Source organism: Streptomyces sp. NPDC048584 (assembly GCF_043199595.1).
Classification (GTDB): domain Bacteria; phylum Actinomycetota; class Actinomycetes; order Streptomycetales; family Streptomycetaceae; genus Streptomyces; species Streptomyces edwardsiae.
In genome coordinates, this window is the sequence record NZ_JBICWF010000016.1 from 17,037 (window position 1) to 41,076 (window position 24,040).

At 72.3% G+C, this 24,040-nt stretch carries 21 protein-coding genes; 10 read left to right on the plus strand and 11 right to left on the minus strand.

From position 1 onward, the window contains the following. Positions 1-62: 62 nt before the first annotated feature. Complete coding sequence (locus ACGFR9_RS29535; protein WP_393214325.1) at positions 63-875, plus strand: SAM-dependent methyltransferase; 813 nt, start codon at positions 63-65, stop codon at positions 873-875. Continuing rightward, positions 872-3,010 carry a putative bifunctional diguanylate cyclase/phosphodiesterase gene (locus tag ACGFR9_RS29540; RefSeq protein WP_393214328.1) on the plus strand — a complete coding sequence of 713 codons (2,139 nt, stop codon included), beginning with the start codon at positions 872-874 and terminating at the stop codon, positions 3,008-3,010. Before ACGFR9_RS29535 ends, ACGFR9_RS29540 begins: the two co-directional genes overlap by 4 nt. 209 nt (positions 3,011-3,219) lie before the next feature. Here ACGFR9_RS29540 and ACGFR9_RS29545 read toward each other — a convergent pair whose 3' ends face one another. Beyond that, on the minus strand, positions 3,220-4,374 hold the full coding sequence (locus ACGFR9_RS29545; protein WP_393214331.1) for a CapA family protein: 1,155 nt from the start codon (positions 4,372-4,374) through the stop codon (positions 3,220-3,222). A 211-nt stretch (positions 4,375-4,585) separates the two neighbouring features. Between ACGFR9_RS29545 and ACGFR9_RS29550 the strand changes: the two genes are divergently transcribed. The 3 genes from ACGFR9_RS29550 to ACGFR9_RS29560 all read left to right on the plus strand — a co-directional run bounded on the left by ACGFR9_RS29550 (position 4,586) and on the right by ACGFR9_RS29560 (position 6,603). Next, a complete protein-coding gene (locus ACGFR9_RS29550; protein ID WP_030226361.1) occupies positions 4,586-5,131 on the plus strand; it encodes a sigma-70 family RNA polymerase sigma factor in 546 nt (181 codons plus the stop codon). 136 nt (positions 5,132-5,267) lie between these two features. After that, positions 5,268-5,777 (plus strand): hypothetical protein, encoded by a 510-nt coding sequence (locus tag ACGFR9_RS29555; RefSeq protein WP_393214334.1) that lies wholly within the window; start codon positions 5,268-5,270, stop codon positions 5,775-5,777. A 169-nt stretch (positions 5,778-5,946) separates the two neighbouring features. Further along, complete coding sequence (locus tag ACGFR9_RS29560) at positions 5,947-6,603, plus strand: zf-HC2 domain-containing protein (protein WP_393214337.1); 657 nt, start codon at positions 5,947-5,949, stop codon at positions 6,601-6,603. Between the two features lies 1 nt (position 6,604). Here the strand turns inward: ACGFR9_RS29560 and ACGFR9_RS29565 are convergent, their stop codons facing one another. Next, positions 6,605-7,468 carry an Fpg/Nei family DNA glycosylase gene (locus ACGFR9_RS29565; RefSeq protein ID WP_393214340.1) on the minus strand — a complete coding sequence of 288 codons (864 nt, stop codon included), beginning with the start codon at positions 7,466-7,468 and terminating at the stop codon, positions 6,605-6,607. 116 nt (positions 7,469-7,584) lie between these two features. Continuing rightward, positions 7,585-9,675, minus strand: a complete 2,091-nt coding sequence (locus tag ACGFR9_RS29570; RefSeq protein ID WP_393214342.1) for a SpoIIE family protein phosphatase — start codon at positions 9,673-9,675, stop codon at positions 7,585-7,587. Positions 9,676-9,800: 125 nt separating this feature from the next. Between ACGFR9_RS29570 and ACGFR9_RS29575 the strand changes: the two genes are divergently transcribed. Beyond that, on the plus strand, positions 9,801-11,204 hold the full coding sequence (locus ACGFR9_RS29575; RefSeq protein WP_393214345.1) for a lipase maturation factor family protein: 1,404 nt from the start codon (positions 9,801-9,803) through the stop codon (positions 11,202-11,204). 27 nt (positions 11,205-11,231) lie between these two features. On the opposite strand, the gene ACGFR9_RS29580 is transcribed toward ACGFR9_RS29575, so the two are convergent. The 3 genes from ACGFR9_RS29580 to ACGFR9_RS29590 are packed head-to-tail and all read right to left on the minus strand — an operon-like array spanning position 11,232 to position 14,304. Further along, on the minus strand, positions 11,232-12,209 hold the full coding sequence (locus ACGFR9_RS29580; protein ID WP_393214348.1) for an aldo/keto reductase: 978 nt from the start codon (positions 12,207-12,209) through the stop codon (positions 11,232-11,234). Then, entirely contained in the window at positions 12,206-12,961 is a 756-nt protein-coding gene (locus ACGFR9_RS29585; RefSeq protein WP_393214351.1) for an SDR family NAD(P)-dependent oxidoreductase, read from the minus strand. The genes ACGFR9_RS29580 and ACGFR9_RS29585 overlap by 4 nt, the downstream gene beginning before the upstream one ends. Further along, complete coding sequence (locus ACGFR9_RS29590; RefSeq protein ID WP_393214354.1) at positions 12,958-14,304, minus strand: enolase C-terminal domain-like protein; 1,347 nt, start codon at positions 14,302-14,304, stop codon at positions 12,958-12,960. Before ACGFR9_RS29590 ends, ACGFR9_RS29585 begins: the two co-directional genes overlap by 4 nt. Before the next feature lie 171 nt (positions 14,305-14,475). Here ACGFR9_RS29590 and ACGFR9_RS29595 point away from each other — a divergent pair, with 171 nt between their 5' ends. Beyond that, positions 14,476-15,174: a FadR/GntR family transcriptional regulator gene (locus ACGFR9_RS29595; RefSeq protein WP_393214357.1), complete on the plus strand. Its 699-nt coding sequence runs from the start codon at positions 14,476-14,478 to the stop codon at positions 15,172-15,174. 54 nt (positions 15,175-15,228) lie between these two features. Here ACGFR9_RS29595 and ACGFR9_RS29600 read toward each other — a convergent pair whose 3' ends face one another. Together ACGFR9_RS29600 and ACGFR9_RS29605 are read right to left on the minus strand one after the other, a co-directional pair. After that, positions 15,229-18,249, minus strand: a complete 3,021-nt coding sequence (locus ACGFR9_RS29600) for an alpha-mannosidase (protein WP_393214360.1) — start codon at positions 18,247-18,249, stop codon at positions 15,229-15,231. Between the two features lie 82 nt (positions 18,250-18,331). Next, entirely contained in the window at positions 18,332-18,484 is a 153-nt protein-coding gene (locus tag ACGFR9_RS29605; RefSeq protein WP_393214363.1) for a hypothetical protein, read from the minus strand. Positions 18,485-18,493: 9 nt separating this feature from the next. Between ACGFR9_RS29605 and ACGFR9_RS29610 the strand changes: the two genes are divergently transcribed. Together ACGFR9_RS29610 and ACGFR9_RS29615 are read left to right on the plus strand one after the other, a co-directional pair. Next, positions 18,494-19,042, plus strand: a complete 549-nt coding sequence (locus tag ACGFR9_RS29610; protein WP_393214366.1) for a transcriptional regulator — start codon at positions 18,494-18,496, stop codon at positions 19,040-19,042. 170 nt (positions 19,043-19,212) lie between these two features. Beyond that, on the plus strand, positions 19,213-19,608 hold the full coding sequence (locus tag ACGFR9_RS29615; protein ID WP_393214369.1) for a VOC family protein: 396 nt from the start codon (positions 19,213-19,215) through the stop codon (positions 19,606-19,608). A gap of 121 nt (positions 19,609-19,729) precedes the next feature. Here the strand turns inward: ACGFR9_RS29615 and ACGFR9_RS29620 are convergent, their stop codons facing one another. Continuing rightward, complete coding sequence (locus ACGFR9_RS29620; RefSeq protein ID WP_106982162.1) at positions 19,730-19,903, minus strand: hypothetical protein; 174 nt, start codon at positions 19,901-19,903, stop codon at positions 19,730-19,732. A 471-nt stretch (positions 19,904-20,374) separates the two neighbouring features. Between ACGFR9_RS29620 and ACGFR9_RS29625 the strand changes: the two genes are divergently transcribed. Then, a complete protein-coding gene (locus ACGFR9_RS29625) occupies positions 20,375-20,824 on the plus strand; it encodes a hypothetical protein (protein ID WP_393214697.1) in 450 nt (149 codons plus the stop codon). Between the two features lie 7 nt (positions 20,825-20,831). On the opposite strand, the gene ACGFR9_RS29630 is transcribed toward ACGFR9_RS29625, so the two are convergent. Both ACGFR9_RS29630 and ACGFR9_RS29635 read right to left on the minus strand, forming a co-directional pair. Further along, positions 20,832-22,325 (minus strand): SDR family NAD(P)-dependent oxidoreductase, encoded by a 1,494-nt coding sequence (locus ACGFR9_RS29630; protein WP_393214372.1) that lies wholly within the window; start codon positions 22,323-22,325, stop codon positions 20,832-20,834. A 105-nt stretch (positions 22,326-22,430) separates the two neighbouring features. After that, on the minus strand, positions 22,431-23,840 hold the full coding sequence (locus tag ACGFR9_RS29635; protein ID WP_393214374.1) for a wax ester/triacylglycerol synthase family O-acyltransferase: 1,410 nt from the start codon (positions 23,838-23,840) through the stop codon (positions 22,431-22,433). Positions 23,841-24,040: the final 200 nt, after the last annotated feature.

Consider the following 24,040-nt stretch of genomic DNA (forward strand, 5'->3'; position numbering starts at 1 on the left):
TTTGGCGGACGATCAGTAGCCTTCGGGTCGAACACCGGATCGCCTACGCCTTGGAGAGTGAGATGGAGCGTCCCGCCTGGGCCCCGCGCAGCATCGACATCTCGGTGCCCAGCGTCTCCCGGATGTACGACTACTACCTGGGCGGTTCGCACAACTTCGAGGTCGACCGGGAAGCCGCCCGCAGGGCCATGGAGTTCATGCCGGGACTGCCCAAGGTCATGCAGGCGAACCGTGCCTTCATGCGCCGGGCGGTGCGGTTCGCGGCCGGGGAGGGCATCACCCAGTTCCTGGACATCGGGTCCGGCATCCCCACGTTCGGCAGCGTCCACGAGGTGGCGCAGGCCGCCGTACCGGACGCACGCGTGATGTACGTGGACCACGACCCGGTGGCGGTGGCGCACAGCCAGGCCGTGCTGGAGGGCAACGAGGGCGCGGACGTCCTCGCCGCGGACCTGCGCAAGCCGCGGGAGATCCTCGAGAGCCCCGAGGTACGGCGGCTGATCGACCTGAATCGGCCAGTGGGGCTGCTTCTCGTTGCCATACTGCACTTCGTGGAAGACGCGGACGACCCGTACGCGGCGGTGGCGGAACTGCGCCAGGCCCTCGCGCCCGGCAGCATGCTCGTACTCACCCATGCCGCGTACGAGGGAATCCCGCTGCCGGCGGAGCGGGCCGAGGGGGCGGTGGACGTGTACCGGAAGATTCGCAACCCGCTGATCATGCGCACGCGCGACGAGATCGCGCGGTTCTTCGAGGGGTACGACATGGTGGAACCCGGACTGGTGCCGATGCCGCGGTGGCGGCCGGACACCGCACCGGAGGACGAGGATCCGTACGCGTCCTCCGGTTTCGCGGGCGTGGGGCGTACCGCGTGAGCGCGGAGCCGGACGGGCCGGAGGACAGACTCCGCCGGTTCGCGACGATCTGGAGCCGGGCGGTCTTCCCGGTGACCTCGACGTCGTCGACCCGCCCGGAGTTCGAGAAGCTGCTGCTGCCGCTGGCCCGGCGGCTGAGCGGGGCGCTGCGCGCCCGGTCGTTCGACGCGGACGCGGGCCGGACGGTCGGGGCGGCGCTGGTGGAGGCGCACTGCACCGATCCGGAGGCGCTCAGCCGGACCCTGGACTGCGTGGACGCCTATCTCGTCCTGTACTGCGGTGAGGACGGCGACCGGGAGGATCTGCGGGCGCGCTCCGGCAGGCTCCAGCACGCCATGGCCGCCGGGTTCGCGCAGGCACTGCGGGAGCGGACGCTGGCCGAGCAGGAGACCGTCGCACGGGCCGCGCTGGAGGCCCAGGGCGTGGTGGCGCAGGCGCTGCACGCCACCGAGGCCCGGTTCCGGGCGGTGTTCGAGGGCGCGGCGATAGGGATCGGCATCGCCGACCTGGAGGGCAACGTCCTCCAGGTCAACGGCGCGCTGCACCGGATGTTCGGGCTGTCCGAGCAGAGCATGCGCGGCCGTAACGTCAAGGAGTGGGTGCACCCCGACGACGCCCCGCAGACCTGGCGGCTCTACGACGAGCTGGTGCGGGGCGAGCGCGAGCATTACCACGTCGAAAAGGCGTTCTACCGTCCGGACGGGACCGTTCTGTGGACCAATCTGACGGTGTCCCTGCTGCGTGACGCCGACGGCGACCCGCAGTACCAGCTCGCGCTCATGGAGGACACCACCGAGCGGCGGCTGCTCAATCTGCGGCTGCGCTACGAGGCCACCCACGACGCACTCACCGGGCTGCCCAACCGGACGTTCTTCTTCGAGCGGCTGGAGAAGGCGCTCGGCGCCGGGGAGGGCCAGCGGTTCGGGCTGTGCTACCTGGACCTGGACGGCTTCAAGACCGTCAACGACAGTCTCGGGCACGCGGCCGGCGACCGGCTGCTGGTCGAGGTCGCCGACCGGCTGCAGGCCTGCGCCACCGCCTCCGGAGAGATGGTGGCCCGGCTCGGCGGTGACGAGTTCGTGGCGCTGACCACCGGCCCCGAGACGGAGCGGACGGTCGACGAGCTCGCCGCCCGCATCATGAACGCGCTGCTCGCGCCGATCAGCGTGGACGGCCGGGAGCTGACCGTGCGCGGCAGCATCGGCATCGTCGAGGGCCCGGCCGGGGAGCGCAGCGCGGCGGAGGTGCTGCGCAGCGCCGACATCACCATGTACCGGGCCAAGTCGGCGGGCGGCAACCGGTTCGAGCTCGCCGACCCGGAGTCCGACGCCCGCGCCATCACCCGGCACGGGCTCACCACGGCGCTGCCGACGGCCCTGGACCGGGGCGAGTTCTTCATCGAGTACCAGCCGCTGGTGCACCTCGGCGACGGCAGTGTGCGGGGCGCGGAGGCGCTGGTGCGCTGGCTGCACCCGCAGCACGGGGTGCTGTCCCCGGACCGGTTCATCCCGCTCGCCGAGCACACGGGGCTGATCGTTCCGCTGGGCCGCTGGGTGCTGGAGCAGTCGGTGCTGCAGGCGCGCGCGTGGCGGGATCTGCACGGGGGCGCGCTGGGTCCGCTGCGCATCAACGTGAACCTGTCGCCGTGCCAGCTCACGCACCCCGGGCTGGTCCAGGACACGGTGGAGATCCTGGAGCGGACGGGGATGTCGCCGGACGCGCTGTGCCTGGAGGTCACCGAGTCGGCGCTCATCGGCGCGGACGACGATCTGCTGAAGCCGCTGCGCCGGCTGGCGGAGATGGGCGTCGACATCGCGCTGGACGACTTCGGCACGGGCTACTCCAACCTGGCCAACCTGCGCCGGCTGCCGGTGAGCGTACTGAAGCTGGACCGCTCGTTCACCCAGAGCATGCAGCGGTTCCCGGCCGACCCCGTCGATCTGAAGATCGTCGAGGGGATCGTCTCCCTGGCCCACAGCCTGGACCTCGCGGTCACGGTGGAGGGCGTCGAGACGGGCGCCCAGGCCGAACAGCTCCGCGTCCTCGGCTGCGACACGGCGCAGGGCTGGTACTACGCCCGCCCGGGTCCCCCGGACCGCCTCCACGACCTGGCCCTGGTGGACGCGACGGGTTAGCCCCTTCCAGGGGCGACCGCGCCCGGGTGGTGCGGGCAGTCGGACGGCTGCGGGCCCGCTGTGGCCTGTCGCGCGGTTCCCCGCGCCCTACGGGCGCGGGGCCGTGCCGATGTGCGGCTCCGCCGCGTGGGCGCGAACGGGGTCCGGGGGAGCGCCCCCTGCACCGGGGTGGTCGCCGGCGTACCGGAGCGTGAGCATCTGCTGCTGCCTCACTCCCCCATCACGAGCCCGTCCTGCGCGGCGCCCCGGCTCAGCACCACGTCCCGGATCCGGTCGCGCACGGACTGCACCTCGGCGCCCCTGGCGAGCGCCCGGTCGAGGTTGACGACCCGTCCGGCGTCCACGTCGAAGAGCTGCGGGACGAACTCCGCGCGGGTCACCTCCCAGCGTCCGCCGGGACGCCCCGGCGGGGCGAAGGTGAAGCGGCCCAGGGTGGACTGATTGCCGCGCGGGTCGCGCACGCCCTCGTGGTTGGTCATCTCGCCGGCGATCTGGTCGCCCATGCCGTAGATCACCCAGGTGCCGTTGACCTTCTCGTAGGCCTGGGGGACATGAGCGTGGGTGCCGAGGATCAGGTCGATGTCGGGGCGGCCGCCGGTGGCGGAGGCGGTGAGCGAGCGGGCGAGGGCGAGCTGCCGTTCGTCGGGGGCGTCCTGCCATTCGGTGCCCCAGTGCAGGGAGACCACGACGACATCGGCCCCGGCCTTCCGGGCGGCCCGCGCGTCCTCGGCGATCCGCGCCTCGTCGATCAGGCCGACGGCCCAGGGCTGGTCCGGCGGCAGCGGAAGGCCGTTGGTGTCGTAGGTGTAGGCGAGGTGGGCGATCCGCGCCGCGCCGGCGCGCAGCACGGTCGCGGTGCGGGCCTCCCGTTCGGTGCGCGCGGTGCCCGCATGGCGTACGCCCGCCCGGTCGAGGGCGTCCAGGGTGCGGCGGATGCCCTCGACGCCGTCGTCCATGGAGTGGTTGGAGGCGGTGGAGCAGCCGTCGTAGCCGGTGGCGGCGAGACCGCCGGCCACCTCGGGCGGGGACCGGAAGAGCGGGTAGCCGGTGTAGTCGGGGCCCGCTCCGTACACGGTTTCCATGTGGCACAGCGCCACATCGGCGGGGTCGGTGACGGAACGGATGCCGGCGAGCATCGGCCGGAAGTCGTATCCCGTGCCGCCCGCGTCGAAGCGGGCACGCTCGATGACCGAGTCGTGGGGCAGTACGTCGCCGGAGGCGACCAGGGTGAAACCGCGGGACCCCGTCGCGGTGGGGGCCGGATGCCCCGGTTCCGGCGGCCGGTGGTCACGGGCCTGGCAGGCGGCGCCCGCGGCGAGGACGACGGTCAGGATGAGGGCCACCTTCCGACTGCGTGTGATCATCACTTCATCCTGCCGTAGTCGTATTTATGGATAAACAGGTAAGAAGCCGCATCTCTCCCGGTGTCGTACCGACACGCGCTTTAGGCCGTCCGGCGTGCGCGAACGGCCGTCCCGACCGTTCGTCGAACCGTTCGTCGACGCGATCGACCGTCCGCCGCACGCCCCTGCGCACGCCCTGTCCCCGAGTGGCGCCGTGCGCTGCCATACGGCCATGACGGCCGGAATCACACTCACGAACGAGACGACCGCCGAGCACGAGCTCGCCGCACTGCAGCGCGAGCACGGCCGGCCTCTCTTCGGGCTGCTGCTCCGGCTCTGCGACGGGGACCGGCAGCGCGCCGAGGACCTGGTCCAGGAGACGCTGGTACGCGCCTGGCAGCACCCCGAGGCCCTGCGCGCCGAGAACTTCGACTCCGTACGGCCCTGGCTGCTCACCGTGGGACGGCGGCTCGCCATCGACGCGCGACGGGCCCGGCAGGCCCGCCCGGCCGAGGTCGGGGACGCCGTACTGGAGAACGCCCGGGTGATCTCCGACCACGCCGAGCGGGCCGCGGCGGCGCTCGACGTCCGTGAGGCTGTGAAGACTCTCACTCCCGAGCACCGTGAAGTCCTGGTGCTCGTGTACTTCCAGGGGGCGAGTGTGGCGGAAGCCGCGACGGCCCTCGGGATTCCGCCCGGTACCGTGAAGTCCCGCGCGTACTACGCGCTGCGCGCCCTGCGCCGGGTGCTTCCCGGATACGCCTCCGACATGCGGTGAAACCGAAGGCAGAGTCAAGCCTTCGTAAAGCGCCTTGCCGTCGACCCCTGTTGAGTAATCGGCTGTCCTCATCCGTGTTCCGGACCGGGAGCCCGGGTTCGGGCGACGCGCACGCACCGGAGGAAGGCAGGAAGGGATGCTGCACAGAGGTCGAGAGAACACGGACGGCACCGGCGACGGTGAACTGACCGTCCCCATGGCGTGGTTGTACGCCGAGTACATCGCCGACGAACTGCTGCGCAGCGGCGATCTGATGCCGCCGACGTCCTTCGAGTTCCGCGCGGGCCGGGACGCGCTGGCGCTCACCGTCTTCCTGTCCGACACCGACGGCGAGCTGTCCGGCATCCGGGTGGTCACCCAGCTGGAGACCTGGCTGTCGCTGACCGCGTACGACCAGCCGTGGCAGGAGTGGGTGCAGGGGCGGCTGCGGGACCTGGCCGGGGACGGCCGGGACGCGCGGGATCCGGATCTGGAACTGGCCGGGGAAGCGTGGCGCTGGCTGCGGGAGACGGAACTGCTGGCGCCCGATCTCAACGCGGTGCCGGGCGGTGGCGCGGTGGCCGGTGAGGACGAGGGACCCAAGGTGTGGACGCCGGCGTGGCAGCTCGGGTTGCCCCTCGGACACCTCGCCATCCATCTCTTCTAGGTTTCTCGCCGGTTTCCGAGGTTTCTCGCCGGCCGACCAATCCGCGGGCCGGTCGGCTCCGAATCCTCTGGTCACGATTCGGCACGTGTCTGAGTGATTCGGCTGCCTGGTGCGTACCGGTGGGAGCAAGGAGTAACCCCACCCGCACCCAACGGCACGAGGATTCGGCATGAGGTCCCTGGAGAGGCATCGCGACGTCGGCGCCTACGCGCTCGGTGTGCTGGACGAGGCGGAGGCCTTCCGCTTCGAGGACCACCTCATGGAGTGCCCCCAGTGCGCTCTTCAGGTGACCGAATTCGGGCCTGCGGCACGCCAGTTGATGCTGTACCGGAGCTCCACCCCGCGGCTGGTGCATCCGCTGGCCAAGCCCGGCCCGCGGATGCTGGACCAGCTGCTGTCGCAGGTCGCCACCCGCAACCGGGCGGGGCGGCGCCGGCTGCTGCTGGCGCTGGCCGCGTCGGTGGTGTTCGCGGTGTCCGCGCCGGCGCTCACCCTGCTGGCGCGGGACGACGGCGGCTCCGGATCCGAGAGCGTCGCGGCCACCGACGAACGCTCCGGGGTGTGGGCGGAGGTGACCACCGAGGACATGGCCTGGGGCAGTCTGCTGGAGCTGAGGGTCAAGGACGGTGCGGGCCCGCGCGCCTGCCGTCTGGTGGTGGTCGGCCGGGACGGCTCCGAGGAGACGGTGACCAGCTGGAGCGTGCCCCGTCACGACGCCCGGCCCAACACGGTGCCGGGTGGCTCCGCGATGCACCCCGAGGAGATCGCCCGCTACGAGGTGCGTTCGGCGGACGGCGAGCACCTGGTGACGCTGGAGCCGAGCTGACTCATTTCAGCAGCCGGGAGAGCCTCCGGTCGGCCAGTGGTTTGCCGCCGGTCTGGCAGGTGGGGCAGTACTGGAGCGAGGAGTCGCTGAAGGAGACCTCGCGGACGGTGTCCCCGCACACCGGACAGGCCTCGCCGGTACGGCCGTGGACCCGGAGCCCGCTCTTCTTCTCCGCCTTCAGCCGTCCGGCCGCGACCCCGCGGGAACGTTCCACCGCCTCGGTGAGCGTGCTGCGCAAAGCCTCGTGGAGCCGGGTGGTCTCCTCCGGGGTGAGGGAGCCGGCGATCTTGAAGGGGGACATGCGGGCCGCATGCAGGATCTCGTCGCTGTAGGCGTTGCCGACGCCCGCGATCAGGCTCTGGTCCCGCAGCGCGCCCTTGAGCCGGCGGCGCTCGCCGGAGAGCAGTCCGGCCAGGCGCCGCTCGTCGAAGTCGTCGGCGAGCGGATCCGGCCCGAGCCGGGCGATCCCCGGCACGTCCGCCGGACCGCCCACGGTGTACACGGCGAGGCGCTTCTGCGTCCCGGCCTCGGTCAGATCGAACCCCGCCCCGTTCTCCAGCGCCACCCGCAGGGCGAGCGGCCCCTTCCCCGGCCGGGGCACCCCGCTGGGCAGCGTGTCCCTCCACTGGACCCACCCCGCACGAGCCAGATGGGTGACGAGAAAGGGCCCGCCCTCCATCTCGAGCCCCAGGAACTTCCCGTACCGCCGCACCCCCACGACGACCCGGCCCTCCACAGCCGACAGGGGCGGCTCGAACGTCTTCAGCACACTGACCGCCACGGGCAGCACCCGCACGACCTCGAGCCCCACGACCTGCTCCGAGAGAAACCCCCGCAGAGCCTCGACCTCAGGAAGTTCCGGCATGCCACCAGGGTCCCCCAAAAGAGGCGCGGGGAACTGCGCAAAACGGGGGTCTGGGGGCGCGGCCCCCAGGGACGGGAGGGGAAGGGGCCGCGGGGGCGAGAAAAGACAGGCCCCGCTCACGCGGCGCCTCCCACCACGAACTCGCTCCACACACACTTCCCCCCGCCCCGGGCCTCCACCCCCCACACATCCGTAAGCGTCTCGATCAGCAACAGTCCCCGCCCGGAGACCCCCGACTCCCCCGCCTCCCGCCGCCTCGGCAACGCACTGGACGAGTCCTCCACCTCCACCCGCACCCGCCGCCCCCCGCCCCCGTCCAGCACCCGCACATTCACCACCGCCGCCCCCTCCGTATGCATCAGCACATTCGTGATCATCTCGTCGGCGACCAGCTCGATCTCGTCGGCCAGCTCCCCCGCCCCCCACCCCTCCACCGCCGTACGGATCATGCGCCGGACCTCGGCGAGCGCCCCGGGATCCCCGGGCATCACCCGCCGCTTCAGCCGCCCCCCGGTCCGCGCCCCGTCCGGGACCCGCCGCCGCAGCAGAAGCAGCGCGACGTCGTCGTCGCCCCGCCGTTCCTCCGCCACGTCGATGAGCCGGTCGGCGAGCTCGCGTACGTCGTCGGGGCCGGTGGCGATCAGCGCGCAGAGGGTGTCCATCCCGTCGTCCAGGTCGGCACCGGGCTGCTCGACCAGCCCGTCGGTGCACAGCAACAGGGTGTCGCCGGGGTCGATCTCCACCGTCCCCACCGGGTAGTCGAGCCGCCCGAACTCCGCGGACAGGCCGAGCGGCAGCCCGCCGGGCACGCCGACCCGGCGGCAGGTGCCGTCGGGGCCGCGCACCAGCGGGTCGAGGTGACCCGCCCGGACCACCTGGATGACACCGGTCGACAGGTCCACTTCGGCGTAGAGGCAGGTCGCGGAGCGGTCGGTGTCCAGCTCGTCGAGGAAGACGGAGGCGCGGGCCATCACGGTGGCCGGCGGATGCCCCTCGGCGGCGTACGCGCGCAGCACGATGCGCAGCTGGCCCATGACGGCGGCCGCGTGTGTGTCATGGCCCTGGACGTCGCCGATGACGGCTCCGACCCGGCCCCCGGGCAGCGGGATCAGGTCGTACCAGTCGCCGCCGATGTCGCGGCCCAGGGAGCCGCCGAGGGTGGCCGCGCGGTAGCGCACGGCGAGGTCGGCGCCTGGCACGCTGGGGATGGTGCGCGGCAGCATGGCCTGCTGCAGCCCCTGGGCGAGGTCCATCTCCTGCTCGTAGAACATGGCACGCTGCAGGCTCTGGGCGATGCTGCTGCCCAGGGCGACGAGGATGTTGCGCTCGTCGGTGGAGAAGCCGCGCCGGTCGCTGTAGAGCAGGCCCATCGCGCCGATGGGGCGGGCCTGGACGATCAGCGGAAGGTAGGCCGCCGAGGTGATCCTCAGGCCGGTGATGCCCTGCCACAGCCCGGGGAAGCGGGTGGCGAACTCCTCCGGGGACTCGATGAAGCACGGGCTGAGCGTGCGCACCGCCTCGCTCATCGGGTACGGCTCGTCGATCCGGGTGACCTCGGTCCCCGGTACGAAGCTGCCGACGGGGCCCTCCGCGATGAGCCGGATGCGGCCCGCCTCGAGCTGGCCCATGACGAGGCTGGTCGCGCCCAGATGGGTGAGGCCGTGGGTGTCCTTGAGGACGTCGATGACGTCCTGCACGGTGCGGGCGTGGGCGAGGGCGGCGGTGGTGAGCTGGACGACGTTGGTCTGCCGACGGCGGAGGTCCTCCTCTTCGGCCTGCTCACGCCGGGCCTCGCCGTCGCGGAGTTCCTGGGTGGCGTCCCGGACGATCCCGATGACGCGGCGGGGCCGGCCGGTCTCGTCCCGGCGGATGCAGCCCTGGGTGTGGGTCCAGCGCAGGGAGCCGTCGCGGCGGTGGACGCGGAAGTAGGCGCCGTAGTTCTCGCTGCCGTCCTTCAGCGCCTCCGACACCATCGTGTCCAGGCGCCGGGCCTCACCGGGCGGCAGGCGGGTGCCCAGGGTTCTTGGGCGGTCGTCGTACTCGTCGGGGCGCACGTCGAAGATCTCGTGCGCCTGGGCGTCCATCTGCATCACCCCGGCGTCCAGGTCCCAGTCGAAACCGCCCATGTGGTTGAGCGCGAGGAACGGATCCGGGTGGTCCGGCCAGTCGTCCGGGAGAGACAGGGGGCTCGCTCCCCGATCAGCCATGGGGCCACCTTGTCAGGATTCGGGCGATTCTTCGACCGCTGGGTGGCGTCCGCGCACGGGTCGCGGGGCCCGCCCGGTGGTATACGGAGAGTCACAGAGGTTCGGGCGGGAGGGAGCATACGGCCGTGGAGTGGTTCAGCGCGTCCGGCTACTGGCTGAGCCGGCTGGTGTTCCAGCGCGGACTGGCGGCGCTGTATCTGGTCGCGTTCCTGACGGCGGCGCTGCAGTTCCGTGCGCTGATCGGGGAGCGCGGCATGCTGCCGGTGCCGGAGTTCGTGCGGCGGGTGCCGTTTCGCCGGTCGCCGAGCCTGTTCCACCGGTACTACTCGGACCGGTTCTTCGCGGTGTGCGCCTGGTCGGGCTGCGCGGTCGCGGTGGCGCTGCTGGCGGGGGCGGACTCACTGCTGCCGCTGTGGGGCGGGATGCTGCTGTGGCTGGTGCCGTGGGCGCTGTATCTGTCGATCGTCAACGTGGGGCAGACCTGGTACGCGTTCGGCTGGGAGTCGCTGCTCCTCGAGGCCGGTTTCCTGGCCGTGTTCCTCGGCAACGACGAGGTGGCGCCGCCGGTGGTGGTGCTGTTCCTGCTGCGCTGGATCCTGTTCCGGGTGGAGTTCGGCGCGGGGCTGATCAAGATGCGCGGAGACGAGTGCTGGCGCAGGCTCACCTGTCTGGACCACCATCACGAGACGCAGCCGATGCCGGGGCCGCTGAGCTGGTTCTTCCACCGTCTGCCGAAGCCGCTGCACCGGGCGGAGGTGGCGGCGAACCATGTCACCCAGCTCGTCGTGCCGTTCCTGCTGTTCGCCCCGCAGCCGGTCGCCACGGCCGCGGCCTCGCTGATGATCGTCACCCAGCTGTGGCTGGTGCTGTCCGGCAACTTCGCCTGGCTGAACTGGATCACGATCGTACTGGCCCTGTCGGCGGTGGCGTTCCCCGCCGATCCGCCGGCGGTGCCGGGTCCGCCGCTGTGGTACGTGGTGGTCGTGCTCGCGGTGTCCGCACTGCTGCTCGCGCTGAGTCACCGGCCGGTGCGCAACATGCTCTCCCGCCGTCAGGTGATGAACCGCTCCTTCGACCCGTTGCATCTGGTCAACACCTACGGCGCGTTCGGCAGCGTCAGCCGGATCCGGTACGAGGTGGTCGTGGAGGGGACGGCCGACGAGGTGCCCCGGAGGGAATCCGGCTGGCGGGAGTACGAGTTCAAGGGCAAACCGGGCGATCCGCGGCGCTGGCCCCGGCAGTTCGCTCCGTACCATCTGCGGCTCGACTGGATGATGTGGTTCGCCGCGCTGTCGCCGGGCTACGCGGGGCCGTGGTTCGGGGCGCTGGTGGAGCGGCTGCTGGAGGGCGACCGGGACACCCTGGGACTGCTGCGCGGTTCCCCGTTCCCGGCGGACGCGCCGCCCCGGTACATCCGCGCCCGTCTCTTCCGCTACCGCTACACGACGTGGCGGGAGCTGCGCGAGACGGGCGCCTGCTGGGAGCGGACGTACGTACGGGAGTTCCTGCCGCCGACCCGGAAGCCGTAGGCCCGGCGGCGTGGTGCCGGTCGACGGTCATGGCCGGTTCTCGTCGGGTGGCAGCAGTCCGGTGGTACGTAGTTCCCGCCAGAGGGAGTCGGGGACGTCTGCCGTGAACTGGTCGGCGCAGTCGTGGACTTCGGTTGCCGAGCGGGCGCCGATCAGGACGCTCGCGACCGCCGGGTGGGCGGCGCAGTGGGCCAGGGCGGCGGCGCGCAGGGTGGTGCCGTGGCGCTCGGCGGCCTCCTTCAGCCGCAGGGCACGCTCCAGCAACGCGGCAGGGGCGTGAACGTAGTTGTACGTCGATCCGGGTCTCGGGTCGGCGAGCAGACCGGAGTTGAAGGCGCCGCCGACGACGACGGACGTGCCGTGGTCGAGGGCGGCGGGCAGCAGCTCGGTGCGGGCGCTCCCGTCGAGGAGGGTGTGGCGGCCCGCGCACAGGACGACGTCCACATCCGTGTCGCGGATGAAGCGGGTGAGCATCGCGGTCTGGTTCATGCCGGCGCCGATCGCCCCGACGACGCCCTCCGCGCGCAGCCGCTCCAGGGCCGGATAGCCCTCGCGGAAGGCCTGTTCGGCGTGGTCGTCGGGATCGTGGAGGTAGACGACGTCGACACGGTCCAGGCCGAGGCGGTCCAGGCTCGCCTCCAGGGTGCGGCGTACGCCGTCGGCGCTGAAGTCCCAGACGCGGCGGTGGGTGGCGGGGACGGCGAAGCCGTTGGCGAGGTCGTCGCCGCCGCTGCCGTCCGGTTCGAGGCGGCGGCCCACCTTGGTGGACACCGTGTACCGGTCGCGCGGGTGCTCGCGCAGGGCTGCGCCGAGGCGGCGTTCGGCGAGGCCGAGGCCGTAGTGCGGTGCGGTGTCGAAGGTACGGATGCCGCGCTGCCAGGCGGCCCGCACCGCGTCGTACGCCGTCTCCTCGTCGACCTCGGTGTAGAGGTTGCCGATGCCGGAGGTGCCGAAGGCCAGGGCGGTGACCTCCACGCGGCTGCGGCCGAGCCGGCGCCGGTTCACCGGTTGGCGGGGCGCGGTCGCAGCCCCTGCATGCCGCCGTCGACGGCGAGGGCGGTGCCGGTGGTGGCGCCGGACAGCGGACTCGCCAAGTGGGCGATCGCGGCCGCGACTTCGGTGGCCGAGACCAGCCGGCCCACGGGCTGGCGGGCCTCCAGCGCGGTGCGTTCGGCGGCGGGGTCGTCGGCGGCGGCCAGCAGCCGGCCGATCCAGGGGGTGTCGACGGTGCCGGGATTGACGCAGTTGACGCGGATGCCCTCGCGGACGTGGTCGGCGGCCATGGCGAGGGTGAGGGAGTACACGGCGCCCTTGGTGGCGCTGTAGAGGGCACGCTGCGGCAGGCCGGCGGTGGCGGCGATCGAGCAGGTGTTGACGATCGCGGCGTGCGCGGAGGCCCGCAGATGGGGCAGGCAGGCGCGGGCGGTGCGGACCATGCCGAGGACGTTGACGTCGAAGACGTGGCGCCATTCCTCGTCGGAGTTGGTCTCCACGGTGCCCCGGGCCCCGATGCCGGCGTTGTTGACCAGGATGTCGAGGCCGCCCAGGTCGTGGACGGCCGCGGTCACCGCCGCGCGCACGGAGGCGTCGTCGGTGACGTCGGCGCGGTGTCCGGTGAGCGGCTTGTCGACCGTCGACGGGTCGAGGTCGAGGACGGCCACCATGGCGCCACGGTCCGCGAGCAGGTCGGCGGTGGCCCGGCCGATGCCGGAGGCGCCGCCGGTCACCAGGGCCGTCAGGCCCTCGAATTCGCTCATGCGGTCTGCTCCTTGTCCTTCTGGGTCTCCGGGTCGGCGGCCCAGAAGCCGCCGTCGGGATAGGTGTAGCGCGCCAGGGACTCCGGCCGCAGCGCGGCGGAGAAACCCGGTGCGATCGGTGCCGTGTAGTGGCCGTCGCGGATCACCACCGGGTCGGTGAAGTGGTCGTGCAGATGGTCGACGTACTCGATGACGCGGTCCTCGGTGGTGCCGGTCAGAGCCACGTAGTCGAACATCGACAGGTGCTGGACGAGTTCGCACAGGCCGACCCCGCCGGCGTGCGGGCAGACGGGGACGCCGTACTTGGCGGCGAGCAGCAGCACCGCCAGGTTCTCGGGGACGCCGCCGACCCGGGCGGCGTCGATCTGGACGATGTCGAGGGCGCCGGCCTGGAGGAGCTGCTTGAAGACGACCCTGTTCTGCACATGTTCGCCGGTGGCCACCTTGACCGGGGCGACGGCCCGGCGGACGGCGGCGTGGCCGAGGATGTCGTCGGGGCTGGTGGGCTCCTCGATCCAGTACGGGTCGAAGCCGGCGAGGGCCTTGGTCCAGCGGATCGCCTCGTCCACGTCCCAGCGCTGGTTGGCGTCGACGGCGATGCGTACGTCAGGTCCGACGGCCGCGCGGGCGACGCGGCAGCGCCGCAGGTCGTCGTCGAGGTCGGCGCCGACCTTCAGTTTGATCTGGCGGAAGCCGTCGGCGACCGCTTGCGCGGCGAGCCGGGTGAGTTTGCCGTCGTCGTAGCCGAGCCAGCCGGGCGAGGTGGTGTAGGCGGGGTAGCCGCGGGCAAGGAGCAGGGCGGTGCGTTCCTCGGCGCCCTCCCGGCCGCGCCGCAGGAGGGTCAGGGCCTCCTCGGGGGTGAGGGCGTCGGTGAGGTAGCGGAAGTCGATCTGGCGGACCAGCCAGTCCGGGTCGGCCTCGGTGAGCAGCCGCCACAGCGGTTTGCCGGCGCGTCTGGCGGCCAGGTCCCACAGGGCGTTGACGACGGCGCCGATGGCCATGTGCATCACGCCCTTCTCGGGTCCGAGCCAGCGCAGCTGGCTGTCGCCGATCAGGTCGCGGTTCAGGAGGGAGGGGTCGGCGCAGAGCTCGTCGGCGGACCGGCCGAGGAGATGGCCGCGCAGCGCCCGGATCGCGGCGACCTGCACGTCGTTGCCCCGACCGATGGTGAACGCGAACCCGTGCCCCTGGTGTCCGTCGGCGGCGTCGGTGCGCAGGACGACATAGGCAGCCGAGTAGTCGGGGTCGGGGTTCATCGCGTCGGAGCCGTCGAGTTCGCGTGAGGTGGGGAACCGGACGTCGTAGGTGTCGACGGCGGTGATGCGGGCGGGCTGCGGGGGCACGGACGGCCTTTCGGTGGGCGGCGGACACGGTACGGCGGCAGTCCCCGGATACTTATCAGACCACTTGGGCGGCGGAACAGCCCCGAGCACACATGAAGTGACTTCTGGTCCGTAGTGGTCGGACCACTCCCGTGGCTAGACTGCGGCGGACCTGGCGAGGGGAGAAGTGGCGTGAAGGAGACGGCGGCCCCGCAGAAGGGCACGGTGACACAGCGCGCCATCGAGCGGATCACGGCGATGATCCGGGAGGGCGAGCTGGAGCCCGGCGAGCGGCTGCCCACCGAACGGGATCTCGCCGCCCGGCTGGGCATCTCCCGCAGTTCGATGCGGGAGGCCATCCGCGCGCTCACGGTGCTGGGCGTGGTGGAGGCCCGGCACGGTTCGGGCATCTATGTGACCCGGCTGGAGGCCGGGGACCTGCTGGAGACGTTCGGGGTGGTGGCGGATCTGTCCCGGGGACGGAGCCTGGTCGAACTCCTCGAGGTGCGCCGCGTCCTGGAGTCGACGGCGACCGCGCTGGCCGCGGCCCGGATCACCCCGGAGCGGCTGGCCGAGGTCGAGCGGCATCTCGCGGCGATGAACGCCACCGACGACCCGGAGCACATCCTCGCCCACGATCTGGCCTTCCACCGCGAGATCGCGGCGGCCGCCGGCAACGACACGATGGCCGCGATCCTGGAGGGCCTGTCCTCGCGCACCTTCCGCGCCCGGGTCTGGCGCGGCTACCAGGAGGAGGGCGCGTTCGCCCGCACCCGGCGCGAGCACGCCGAGATCCACCGTGCCCTGGCCGCCCGCGACCCGGAGGCGGCGCGGGCGGCGGCGGCCGCGCATGTGGGCGCGGTGGAGGAGTGGCTGCGCACGCAGCTCTAGGACCTGTCTCGAACTCCCGTCTGCAGCGCGACGACAGGACCCGGGACCGAGCGGTCAGGCCCGCTTCAGCCGCAGCGTCATCAGCTGGAAGGGACGCAGCCGTAGGGTGATCCGGTCACCGTCGAGCGGCGGTGCCTCCGTGTCCGCGAGCGGGCGTTCCAGCAGGTCGGTCACCTCCACGCCGGTGGCGGGGAAACCGGTGGTGAGGGTGGCGCGGACCCGGCCGCCGTGGGCCTCGTGGAAGCGGACGACGACGTCACCGCTGCCGTCGTCGGCCAGTTTGACCGCCGTGACGACGACGGCGTCCCGGTCGGCCGTCACCAGCGGGGCGACCTCGGCGGCGCCGGTGAGCCGCCGCTCGGGCAGATTGATCCGCCACCCCTCGCGCACCGCGTCGGCGATGGACGCGCCGGGCACCAGCGCGTGCCGGAAGCGGTGCACGCCCTGATCGGTCTCCGGGTCGGGGAAGCGCGGGGCGCGCAGCAGGGAGGCCCGGACCGTGGTGGTCGTACCGCCGTCGCCGTCGGTGCGGACCGTACGGCTCACATCGTGGCCGTACGTCGAGTCGTTGACGACGGCGACGCCCCAGTCGGGTTCCTGAAGGTGGACGAAGCGGTGGTTGCACGCCTCGAACTTGGCTGCCTCCCACGAGGTGTTGGTGTGGGTGGGCCGGAAGAAGTGCCCGAACTGCGTTTCGGAGGCGTACCGTTCGGCGTGCAGGTCGAGCGGGAAGGCGAGCTTGAGGAACTTCTCCGTCTCGTGCCAGTCGACCTCGGTGTCCACCACCAGCCGCCGCTCCCCCGGGGGCAGTGTCAGCAGCTGGGTGACCCGGGAACCGCCGAAGGAGCGCACGACCCGCACCGAGGCGCCGTCGTGGCCGGGCGTCACCTCGTCCGTGTCGGTGAGGTCGGTGACCGTGTTGCGGTAGAACTCGTCGACGTCCCAGGCGTCCCACATGTTCGGCAGGTCCGGGTGGAGTTGCAGCAGGTTGCCGGCCCGGCCGGGGGCGAGGGTCTCGCGGCCGGCCTCGAGGTCGAGGGCGGAGACGAGCAGGCCCCGGGCATCGATCTCGATCCGGAGCAGGCCGTTGTCGAGGACGTGACCGCCGCCGGGGCGCGCGGTGAGGGTCGTTCGTCCCTCGGGGGACGCCGGTCCCGCGCCGCCCGCCGCGACGCCCGCGCGGGTGTGCGGGGCGGCGTTGAAGACCAGCGGGAGCGTGCCCTCACCGGCCAGGGCGCGCTGGGCGGAGTCGATGACGCCGGTCAGTTCCCCGGCGATCCGCGCGTAGGTGGCGCGTGCCTCGCGGTGCACCCAGGCGATGGAGGAGCCGGGCAGGATGTCGTGGAACTGGTGCAGCAGCACCGTCTTCCAGATCCGGTCCAACTCCTCGTAGGGGTAGGGGTATCCAGTGCGTACGGCGGCCGTGGCCGCCCACAGTTCGGCCTCGCGCAGCAGGTGTTCGCTGCGCCGGTTGCCCTGTTTGGTGCCGGCCTGGCTGGTGAGGGTCGCTCGGTGCAGTTCGAGGTAGAGCTCGCCGACCCAGACGGGCGGTTCGGGGTAGTCGGCCTCGGCCTTCGCGAAGAAGGCGGACGGCGTCTCCCAGGTCACCGTCGCCGAACCCTCCAGGTCCCGCAGCCGGGCCGCCTTGGCGACCATCTCGCGGGTGGTGCCACCGCCGCCGTCACCCCAGCCGGTGGGCGCGAGGGAGTGCCGGGCCGCCCCCTTGTCCTTGAAGTTGCGGACCGCGTGGGCGATCTCGGCGCCCTTCATCGAGCAGTTGTAGGTGTCGACGGGCGGGAAGTGGGTGAAGATCCGAGTGCCGTCGACGCCCTCCCAGCGGAAGGTATGGTGGGGGAACTTGTTCGTCCGTGACCAGGAGATCTTCTGCGTCAGCAGGTACCTGGCGCCGGCGGCCTTGATGATCTGGGGCAGTCCGGCGGCGAAGCCGAAGGTGTCCGGCAGCCACGCCTCGTCGTTCTCGATGCCGAACTCGTCGAGGAAGAACCGCCTGCCGTGCACGAACTGCCGTGCCATCGCCTCCGATCCGGGCATGTTGGTGTCCGACTCCACCCACATGCCGCCGGCCGGCACGAACCGTCCGTCGGCCACCGCCTTCCTCACCCGTGCCCACACCTCGGGCCGGTGCTCCTTCACCCACGCCCACTGCTGGGCCTGCGACATGGCGAAGACGAACTCGGGTTCGTCGTCCAGCAGGGCCGTCATATTGGCCGCCGTACGGGCGACCTTGCGCACGGTCTCGCGCAGCGGCCACAGCCATGCCGAGTCGATGTGCGCGTGGCCGACGGCGCTGACGCGGTGGGCGGAGGGGACGGCGGGAGCGGACAGCACCCCGGTGAGGTGTGAACGGGCCTGCTCCGCCGTGCCGCCCACGTCCTGGAGATCGAGGGCGTCCAGCGCCCGCTCCACCGCCCGCAGGATGTCCCAGCGGCGGGGCGCGTCAGTGGGGAGTTCGGCCATCAGCTCCCCGAGCACCTCGAGGTCGATCACCAGCTCCCACACCGTCTCGTCGAGGACGGCGAGGTCCATGCGGGCGAGGGTGTACTGCGGTGCGCTGCCCGCGGTCTCTTTGTCGCCGAGCCGTGTCGGCCGGAACGGGCGGTAGTCCAGGATGACCGGATTGGAGGCGGCCTCGATGTGCAGGCGCACCTCCTCCCCGCCCTCGGCGGGCGCGCCGACACGGACCCACTGGTTGCGCGGGTTGAGGCCTTTCACGGGGGTGCCGTCGGGCCGGTAGACCAGTCCTTCGCACTGGAAGCCGGGCATGTTCTCGTCGAAGCCGAGGTCGAGGATCGCCTCCACGGTCCGTCCGGCCCACTCCTCGGGGACGGTCCCGGTGACCCGGAACCAGCTGGTGCCCCAGGGGGCGCCCCAGCGCGCGCCGACCCGGACGGGTTCGGGTTCGGCCGCGAGGCCCTCGGCGACGGGGACGGGCTCTCCGGGAGCGTGCCACACCGCGACGTCGAGCGGTACGGACTCGGGGTACACGGCGGGACGGACGCGCTCGTCGAGGACGCGCCTGAGGCGGGCTTCGACCAGGGTGCGGTCGTCATGCATGCGGGGCGCTCCAGGGTCGAGGGCGGGTGGTCACCAGGGGTACAACTCCCCCACCGCGGACCCCTTCGAACCCGGCCCCGGTTCAGTGGCCGGTGCCGTGCCCTTCCGGGGTGCCGGTCCGGGTCCGGTCCTCGAGACGGCGCTCGGCGTCGTCCCGGTCGAGCGGCAGTGCCTCGACGGGCACCTCCCAGAAGGTGAACGTCGAGTCGCGCGTCGTCTCGCGCAGGCCGGTCACGACGCTCTTGTGGGGGTCGGTCCGGCGGGACGAAGGCTGCGCCCGATCCGCGCGCTGACGGGGGTGCGGGGCCTGTCCGTCGCCTCGGCCAAGCACGTCCTGGACGCCATCGACGCGCACCGGTCCGACACGCACCGGCTGCTCGGCATCGCCTTCGGCATCTGGCCGCACGAAACCGGCCGGGCGGAAGCGGTCGAGGAGAGTCCCGAGGCCGCCGCCCTGGTCGACGCGATGGGCTGGTCGGTCTCCGAACAGAACCCGGCCCGGCAGATGATCGACCAGACCCTGCGGACCCTGCGTTCGCTGGACATCGAGTACGACGGGGAGGCGCTCCTGCCCTACGCGGAACTCGCGCAGCGGACGGCCCGGCACGATCTCGACCGCCTGGCGAGGGTCACCGGCCCCCTGGAGAAGGCCGAGCACGCGGTGTTCCTGACCTTCCTCCCGGAGCCGGCGCTGATGACCCTGCGCCGGCTCGCGCAGGAGAACGAGTCGACCGCCCGCCACGTCGGGGAGGACGACGCCCCCGCCCGGCCGGAGACCGGCACATTGCCATGATCGGCCGGAGCCCCTAGGGTCGGTCGGGTGACTGCCGGGTCGGCCGTGGGCCATTCATGTGAGGCGCTTCCGGCCTCCGCTTGAGCGCGGGGCGGGCGCGTGCCCCGCCGTTCCTCTCCGAGTTGTCCGTGTCCCTTCGTGGAAACCAGACACCGGAGTTGATTCCAGCCATGTCCGCAGCACAGCACGTCCAGTTGAACCACACCGCCGTCTACGCGAGCGACCGCCGGTTCTCGGCCGAGTTCCTCGCCGGGATCCTCGGACTGCGGGTCGGTGCCCCGTTCGGCCCGTTCCTGCCGGTCGACCTGGGCAACGGCGTGACCCTCGACTACTACGAGAAGCGGGACGAACCGGTCCAGGGCCAGCACTACGCGTTCCTCGTGCCCGAGGAGCGGTTCGACGACATGATCGCGCGCCTGGAGGCGGCCGGGATCACCTATTACGCGGACCCGAGCCATCGGGAGCCGGGCAGGGTCAACGACCTGTTCGGCGGCCGCGGGGCGTACTTCGACGACCCCGACGGCCACAACATGGAGATCATGACCCGGCCGTACGCGCGGCCGTAGTCACGGGGCGCACGGCCGGTCCGGCCGGGCATCTCCTTCCCGTCCCCGCCCCGTACCGGTCAATGGTGCGGGTGCGGGACGGGGGCACTTCCCCGGCGTACGACGATCAGCGTGACCCGTGTCAGTCGACGCTGGGCAGGATGTGGGGCTCGGCGAGGTCGTCCTCGTAGCCGGCGAGCCGGATCGGGGCCGAACGGGCCCACACATCGAGGCTGCCGAGTTCCCCCGGCCGGCGGCCGGCCCGCTCCGGACGTTCCTTGGGGCCCTCATCGCTTTTCGTCTGCTCCGGTGTCACCGCGCACTCCTTATGTGTCGGTCACCCTCGGGACGTACTGCGTCGGCCGTGCGCCTGGCGTCCGACGTCCGCTCGGGTCTGTGGGAAAAACCGTTCGGACGCGGTGGCGCCTGCAACTCGCGGGAGAGCAGGCCGTGGTGAACCGGCTGGTCCCATGACGGACTGTGGGTGCGGATGGAACCCTTCGTGCTGTCCGTCCGGATCAGAGTAACCAAATGAGCGGGCCACCGCTCGATGGGGCTCGAAACAGACGGTAACAATCACACGTCGGGCGGTATGCAATCAACGTGAATATGGGCTTATCTCAGCCTCCGCGCCACCTGCTCGCATCACTCGTTCGGACTACCTGGGTGTCGACGCTTTCGACGGCGCGGTGTGGTCATGGCCCCGTTCAGGTCCCGTTGGCCGGCCCGCAAGCTCGTCATGGTCTGCTGCCGCACGGCAACAGCCGTCTCCCGGGAGGACCGGCGCATGGAACTGCGCACCGTCGAGGAGCTGATGGACCTGCTGTACGCGTGCCGGGGCACGCGGGACGTCCGGGGCCGTGGCGGCGTCCCGGTCGACGCGCACGACCACGCCCTGCGCACCGCCGCGCTGCTGCGCCGCGGACGGCCCGCGGACAAGGAGCTTCAGGTGGCGGGCCTGGTACGGCCCGTCGGCCGGCTGCTGTGGCCGGGCGAACCCGCGCTGCGCGCCGACCGCGCGGCGGACGCGATACGGGTACTGCTCGGCGAGCGGGTGGCCGGCCTGGTCCGCTGCCACCCCGGGCCCGGCGCACCGTCCGACGACGGCCTCCTCGCCCTGCGCGCGGCGGACGAGGAGGCGTGCGCCGCCTGGTTCGACGCCGGTGTCCTGGAGGACTGGCGGACGGTCCTGGAACTGCTGGCGGCACGCAACTCCCGGCTGGGCATGGTCGACTGAGCCCCGGTCACCAGCGTCCGGGCGCGTAGTCCTTCATGAAGAGGCCGTACAGGTCCTCGCCCGCCTCGCCGCGCACGATGGGGTCGTAGACACGGGCCGCGCCGTCGACCAGGTCGAGCGGGGCGTGGAAACCGGCGTCGGCGAGGCGCAGCTTGTCGAAGTGCGGCCGCTCGTCGGTGATCCAGCCGGTGTCGACCGAGGTCATCAGGATGCGGTCGGCGTCGAACATCTCCTGCGCGCTGGTCCGCGTCACCATGTTCATCGCCGCCTTGGCCGCGTTGGTGTTGGGGTGCCCGGCGCCCTTGTAGCCGCGGTCGAACACCCCTTCCATCGCGGAGACGTTGACGACGTAGGCGCGCCCGGCCGTCGCCCGGCGCGCGGCCTCGGCCATCGCCGGACGCAGCTTGCTGATCAGGATGAACGGCGCCGTGTAGTTGCACAGCTGGGTCTCCAGCAGCTCCACCGGGGAGATCTGCTCGATGGTCTGGACCCAGGTGTTGGAGTCGACGACGTCGGGCAGCAGACCGCCCGCGTCGATGGCGGTGCCCTCACGGTGCCGGACCACGCTGGCGTTGCCCGCGACCAGGGCGAGGTCGGCCACCTTCTGTGCCTCGAGTCCGCTGACGCCGACGGGCAGCGCGGCCAGTGCGTCGACCGCGCCGGAGTTGAAGGCGCCGATGATGTGGTGGGCGGGCAGCTCACCGGCCGGCAGGGGCGCGCCCTCGCCGTCCACGAGGGCCGCGTACGCGGACGGCAGCCGGCGTACGGTCTGCGTGGCGTTGTTGATCAGGATGTCGAGCGGGCCCTGCTCGGCGACCCGGTCGGCCAGCGCGACGGCCTGGGCGGGGTCGCGCAGGTCGATACCGACGACCTCCAGGTGGTGCATCCACTCCGCGGAGTCGTCCATGGCCTTGAAGCGGCGGATGGCGTCCTTGGGGAAGCGGGTGGTGATCGTGGTGTGGGCGCCGTCGCGCAGCAGCCGCAGCGCGATGTACATGCCGATCTTGGCGCGTCCGCCGGTCAGCAGCGCGCGCTTGCCGGTGAGGTCCGCGCGGGCGTCGCGCCGGGCGTGGTTCTCGGCGGCGCAGTTCTGGCAGAGCTGGTGGTAGAAGTAGTCGACCTCGGTGTAGCGGGTCTTGCAGGTGTAGCAGGAGCGGGGGCGCTGGAGTATCCCCGCGATCTTTCCGGTCTCGACCTGGGAGGAGGGCAGGATGCCCTCGGTCTCGTCGTCGATGCGCTCGGCGGAGCCGGTGGCGGTGGCCTCGGTGACGGCCTTGTCGTGGGCGGTCTTGGCGGCCCGCCGCTCCTGGCGGCGGCGCTGCTTGACCGTGCGGTAGATGTGCGAGGTGGCCCGGCGGACCAGGATCGCGTCGGGGTGGTCGACGTCGAGTTCGTCGAGTTCCCGCAGCACGTCCAGGCAGACGGCGAGCCGCTCCGGGTCGATGCCGGGCCCGTACGCCACCGCGTCCATGGCCCCGGGGCCGTCCTGTGTCACCGTCATCGCCGCTGCCGTTCCCGCTCTGCTTCTCGCGGCGCTCCGTTCGCGCACGCTGTTCGAACGGCGGATTTTACTTGAGCGTGGGGCCCCGGCACCAAACCGGATAGGTCAGTGATCGCAGGCGGCGGTGAGTGTCGTCACCTCCTCGGTCACCGCGCGGGCCAGCAGGTCGAGGTCGGGGACGGCCGCGCCGTCGGCGACAAGCCCGTAGTGGACGCTCCCCCGGTAGGTGGAGACCGCGACCGCGAGGGAGTGCCCGGGGGCGAGCGGCGCGAGCGGGAAGACGGCGCCGAGCGGGTCACCGCCGAGCCGCAGCCCGAAGCCGGGCAGCGGGACGCTGGTGACCAGGACGTCGAACCAGAGCCGGGCCGCCTGGCCGAGCAGCGGTCCGCCGAGCCGGTGGCCGAGCGGCGGCACATGGTCGGCGAGCAGCGCGACGGCGCCCGCGCCCCGGTGCGGACCGGCGTCCTTGTTGCGGTCCATGGCGGTACGCACCTGGGCGAGGCGGGCCAGCGGGTCCCGCTCGTCGACGGGGAGCTGTATCAGGTACCCGGAGAGCCGGTTGCCCTGTGGGTGGGCGGTGCGCGGGCGGCGCCGGGAGACGGGGACGAGGGCGCGGGGCGCGACGCCCTCGCTGCCGTCGCCGCGCTCGTCGAGCCAGCGGCGCAGCGCGCCGGCGACGACCGCGATGAGTACGTCGTTCACGGTGCCGCCGGCGCTCTTGCGGATGCGGTGCACGTCGTCGAGGTCGACGACCACGCCCGCGGTGCGGCGGGTGCCGCTGGGGGCGCAGGCCAGCGCGGGCGAGGAGCGCATGTCGAGGGTGGAGCGGGCGACGGCGGCGCCGATGTCCAGCGCCCGGCCGGCGTCGGACAGGGCGTCGCGCACCAGGCCGGGCACCGCGCGCATGTCGGGCAACAGCCCGCGCGGGGGCTCGGCGGGACGGGGCCGGGGCGTGGGGAGGTCCATCGGGTCCATCAGGGCGGCGGCGAGGGTGAGGGCGCGCAGCCCGTCGGCGAGGGCGTGGTGGAACTTGAACAGGACGGCGAAGGAGGTACCGTCCTCCCCCGGCAGCACATGGGCCTCCCAGGGCGGCCGGGTGCGCCGCAGCGGACGTCCCATCAGCCGTCCGGCGGCGATGTGGAAGTCGGCGGCCGGAGGGTGCAGCCGTACGTGGTCGAGGGGGTCGAAGCCGGGGTCGGGCTCGCGGGTGGCGCCGCCGAAGGCGAGCGATCCGCGCACGGCCGCGGCGAGCGGCCTCCGCAGCACGGCCGTCAGCGGGGCGCCGGGGGCCGGCCAGGTGCGGCGCAGTGCCGAGAGCGGCTGCCAGGTGTCGCGGATCCGCATGCGCAGTCCCGGTACGGCGGCGGCGCGCGCGGAGAGCAGATCGGCCGCGTGGGCCGCCGCGGAGGGCGACCCTGCGGAGAAGACGCCGAGGGCCGCGAGGTGCATGGGATGACCGGCGGACTCGATGTTCCAGAACGCCAGGTCGAGAGGGGCGAGCGGGTCTGCGGTCATGGGCGGGGCCTCGCGTCGACGACGGGAACGGATCAGCAGTCAATCGCTCCCGACCGATTACGGTCAAGTACGATCCAGCTACACCCAGTTAACATCATGTGACGTCTCTGCCCCTTCCGCCGTACCGGCGGAAGGGGCAGAGACGTCAGTGATCCGCCGGGCTAGCGCGCCGGACACCACCCGGACGGGCGCGGCCCGCC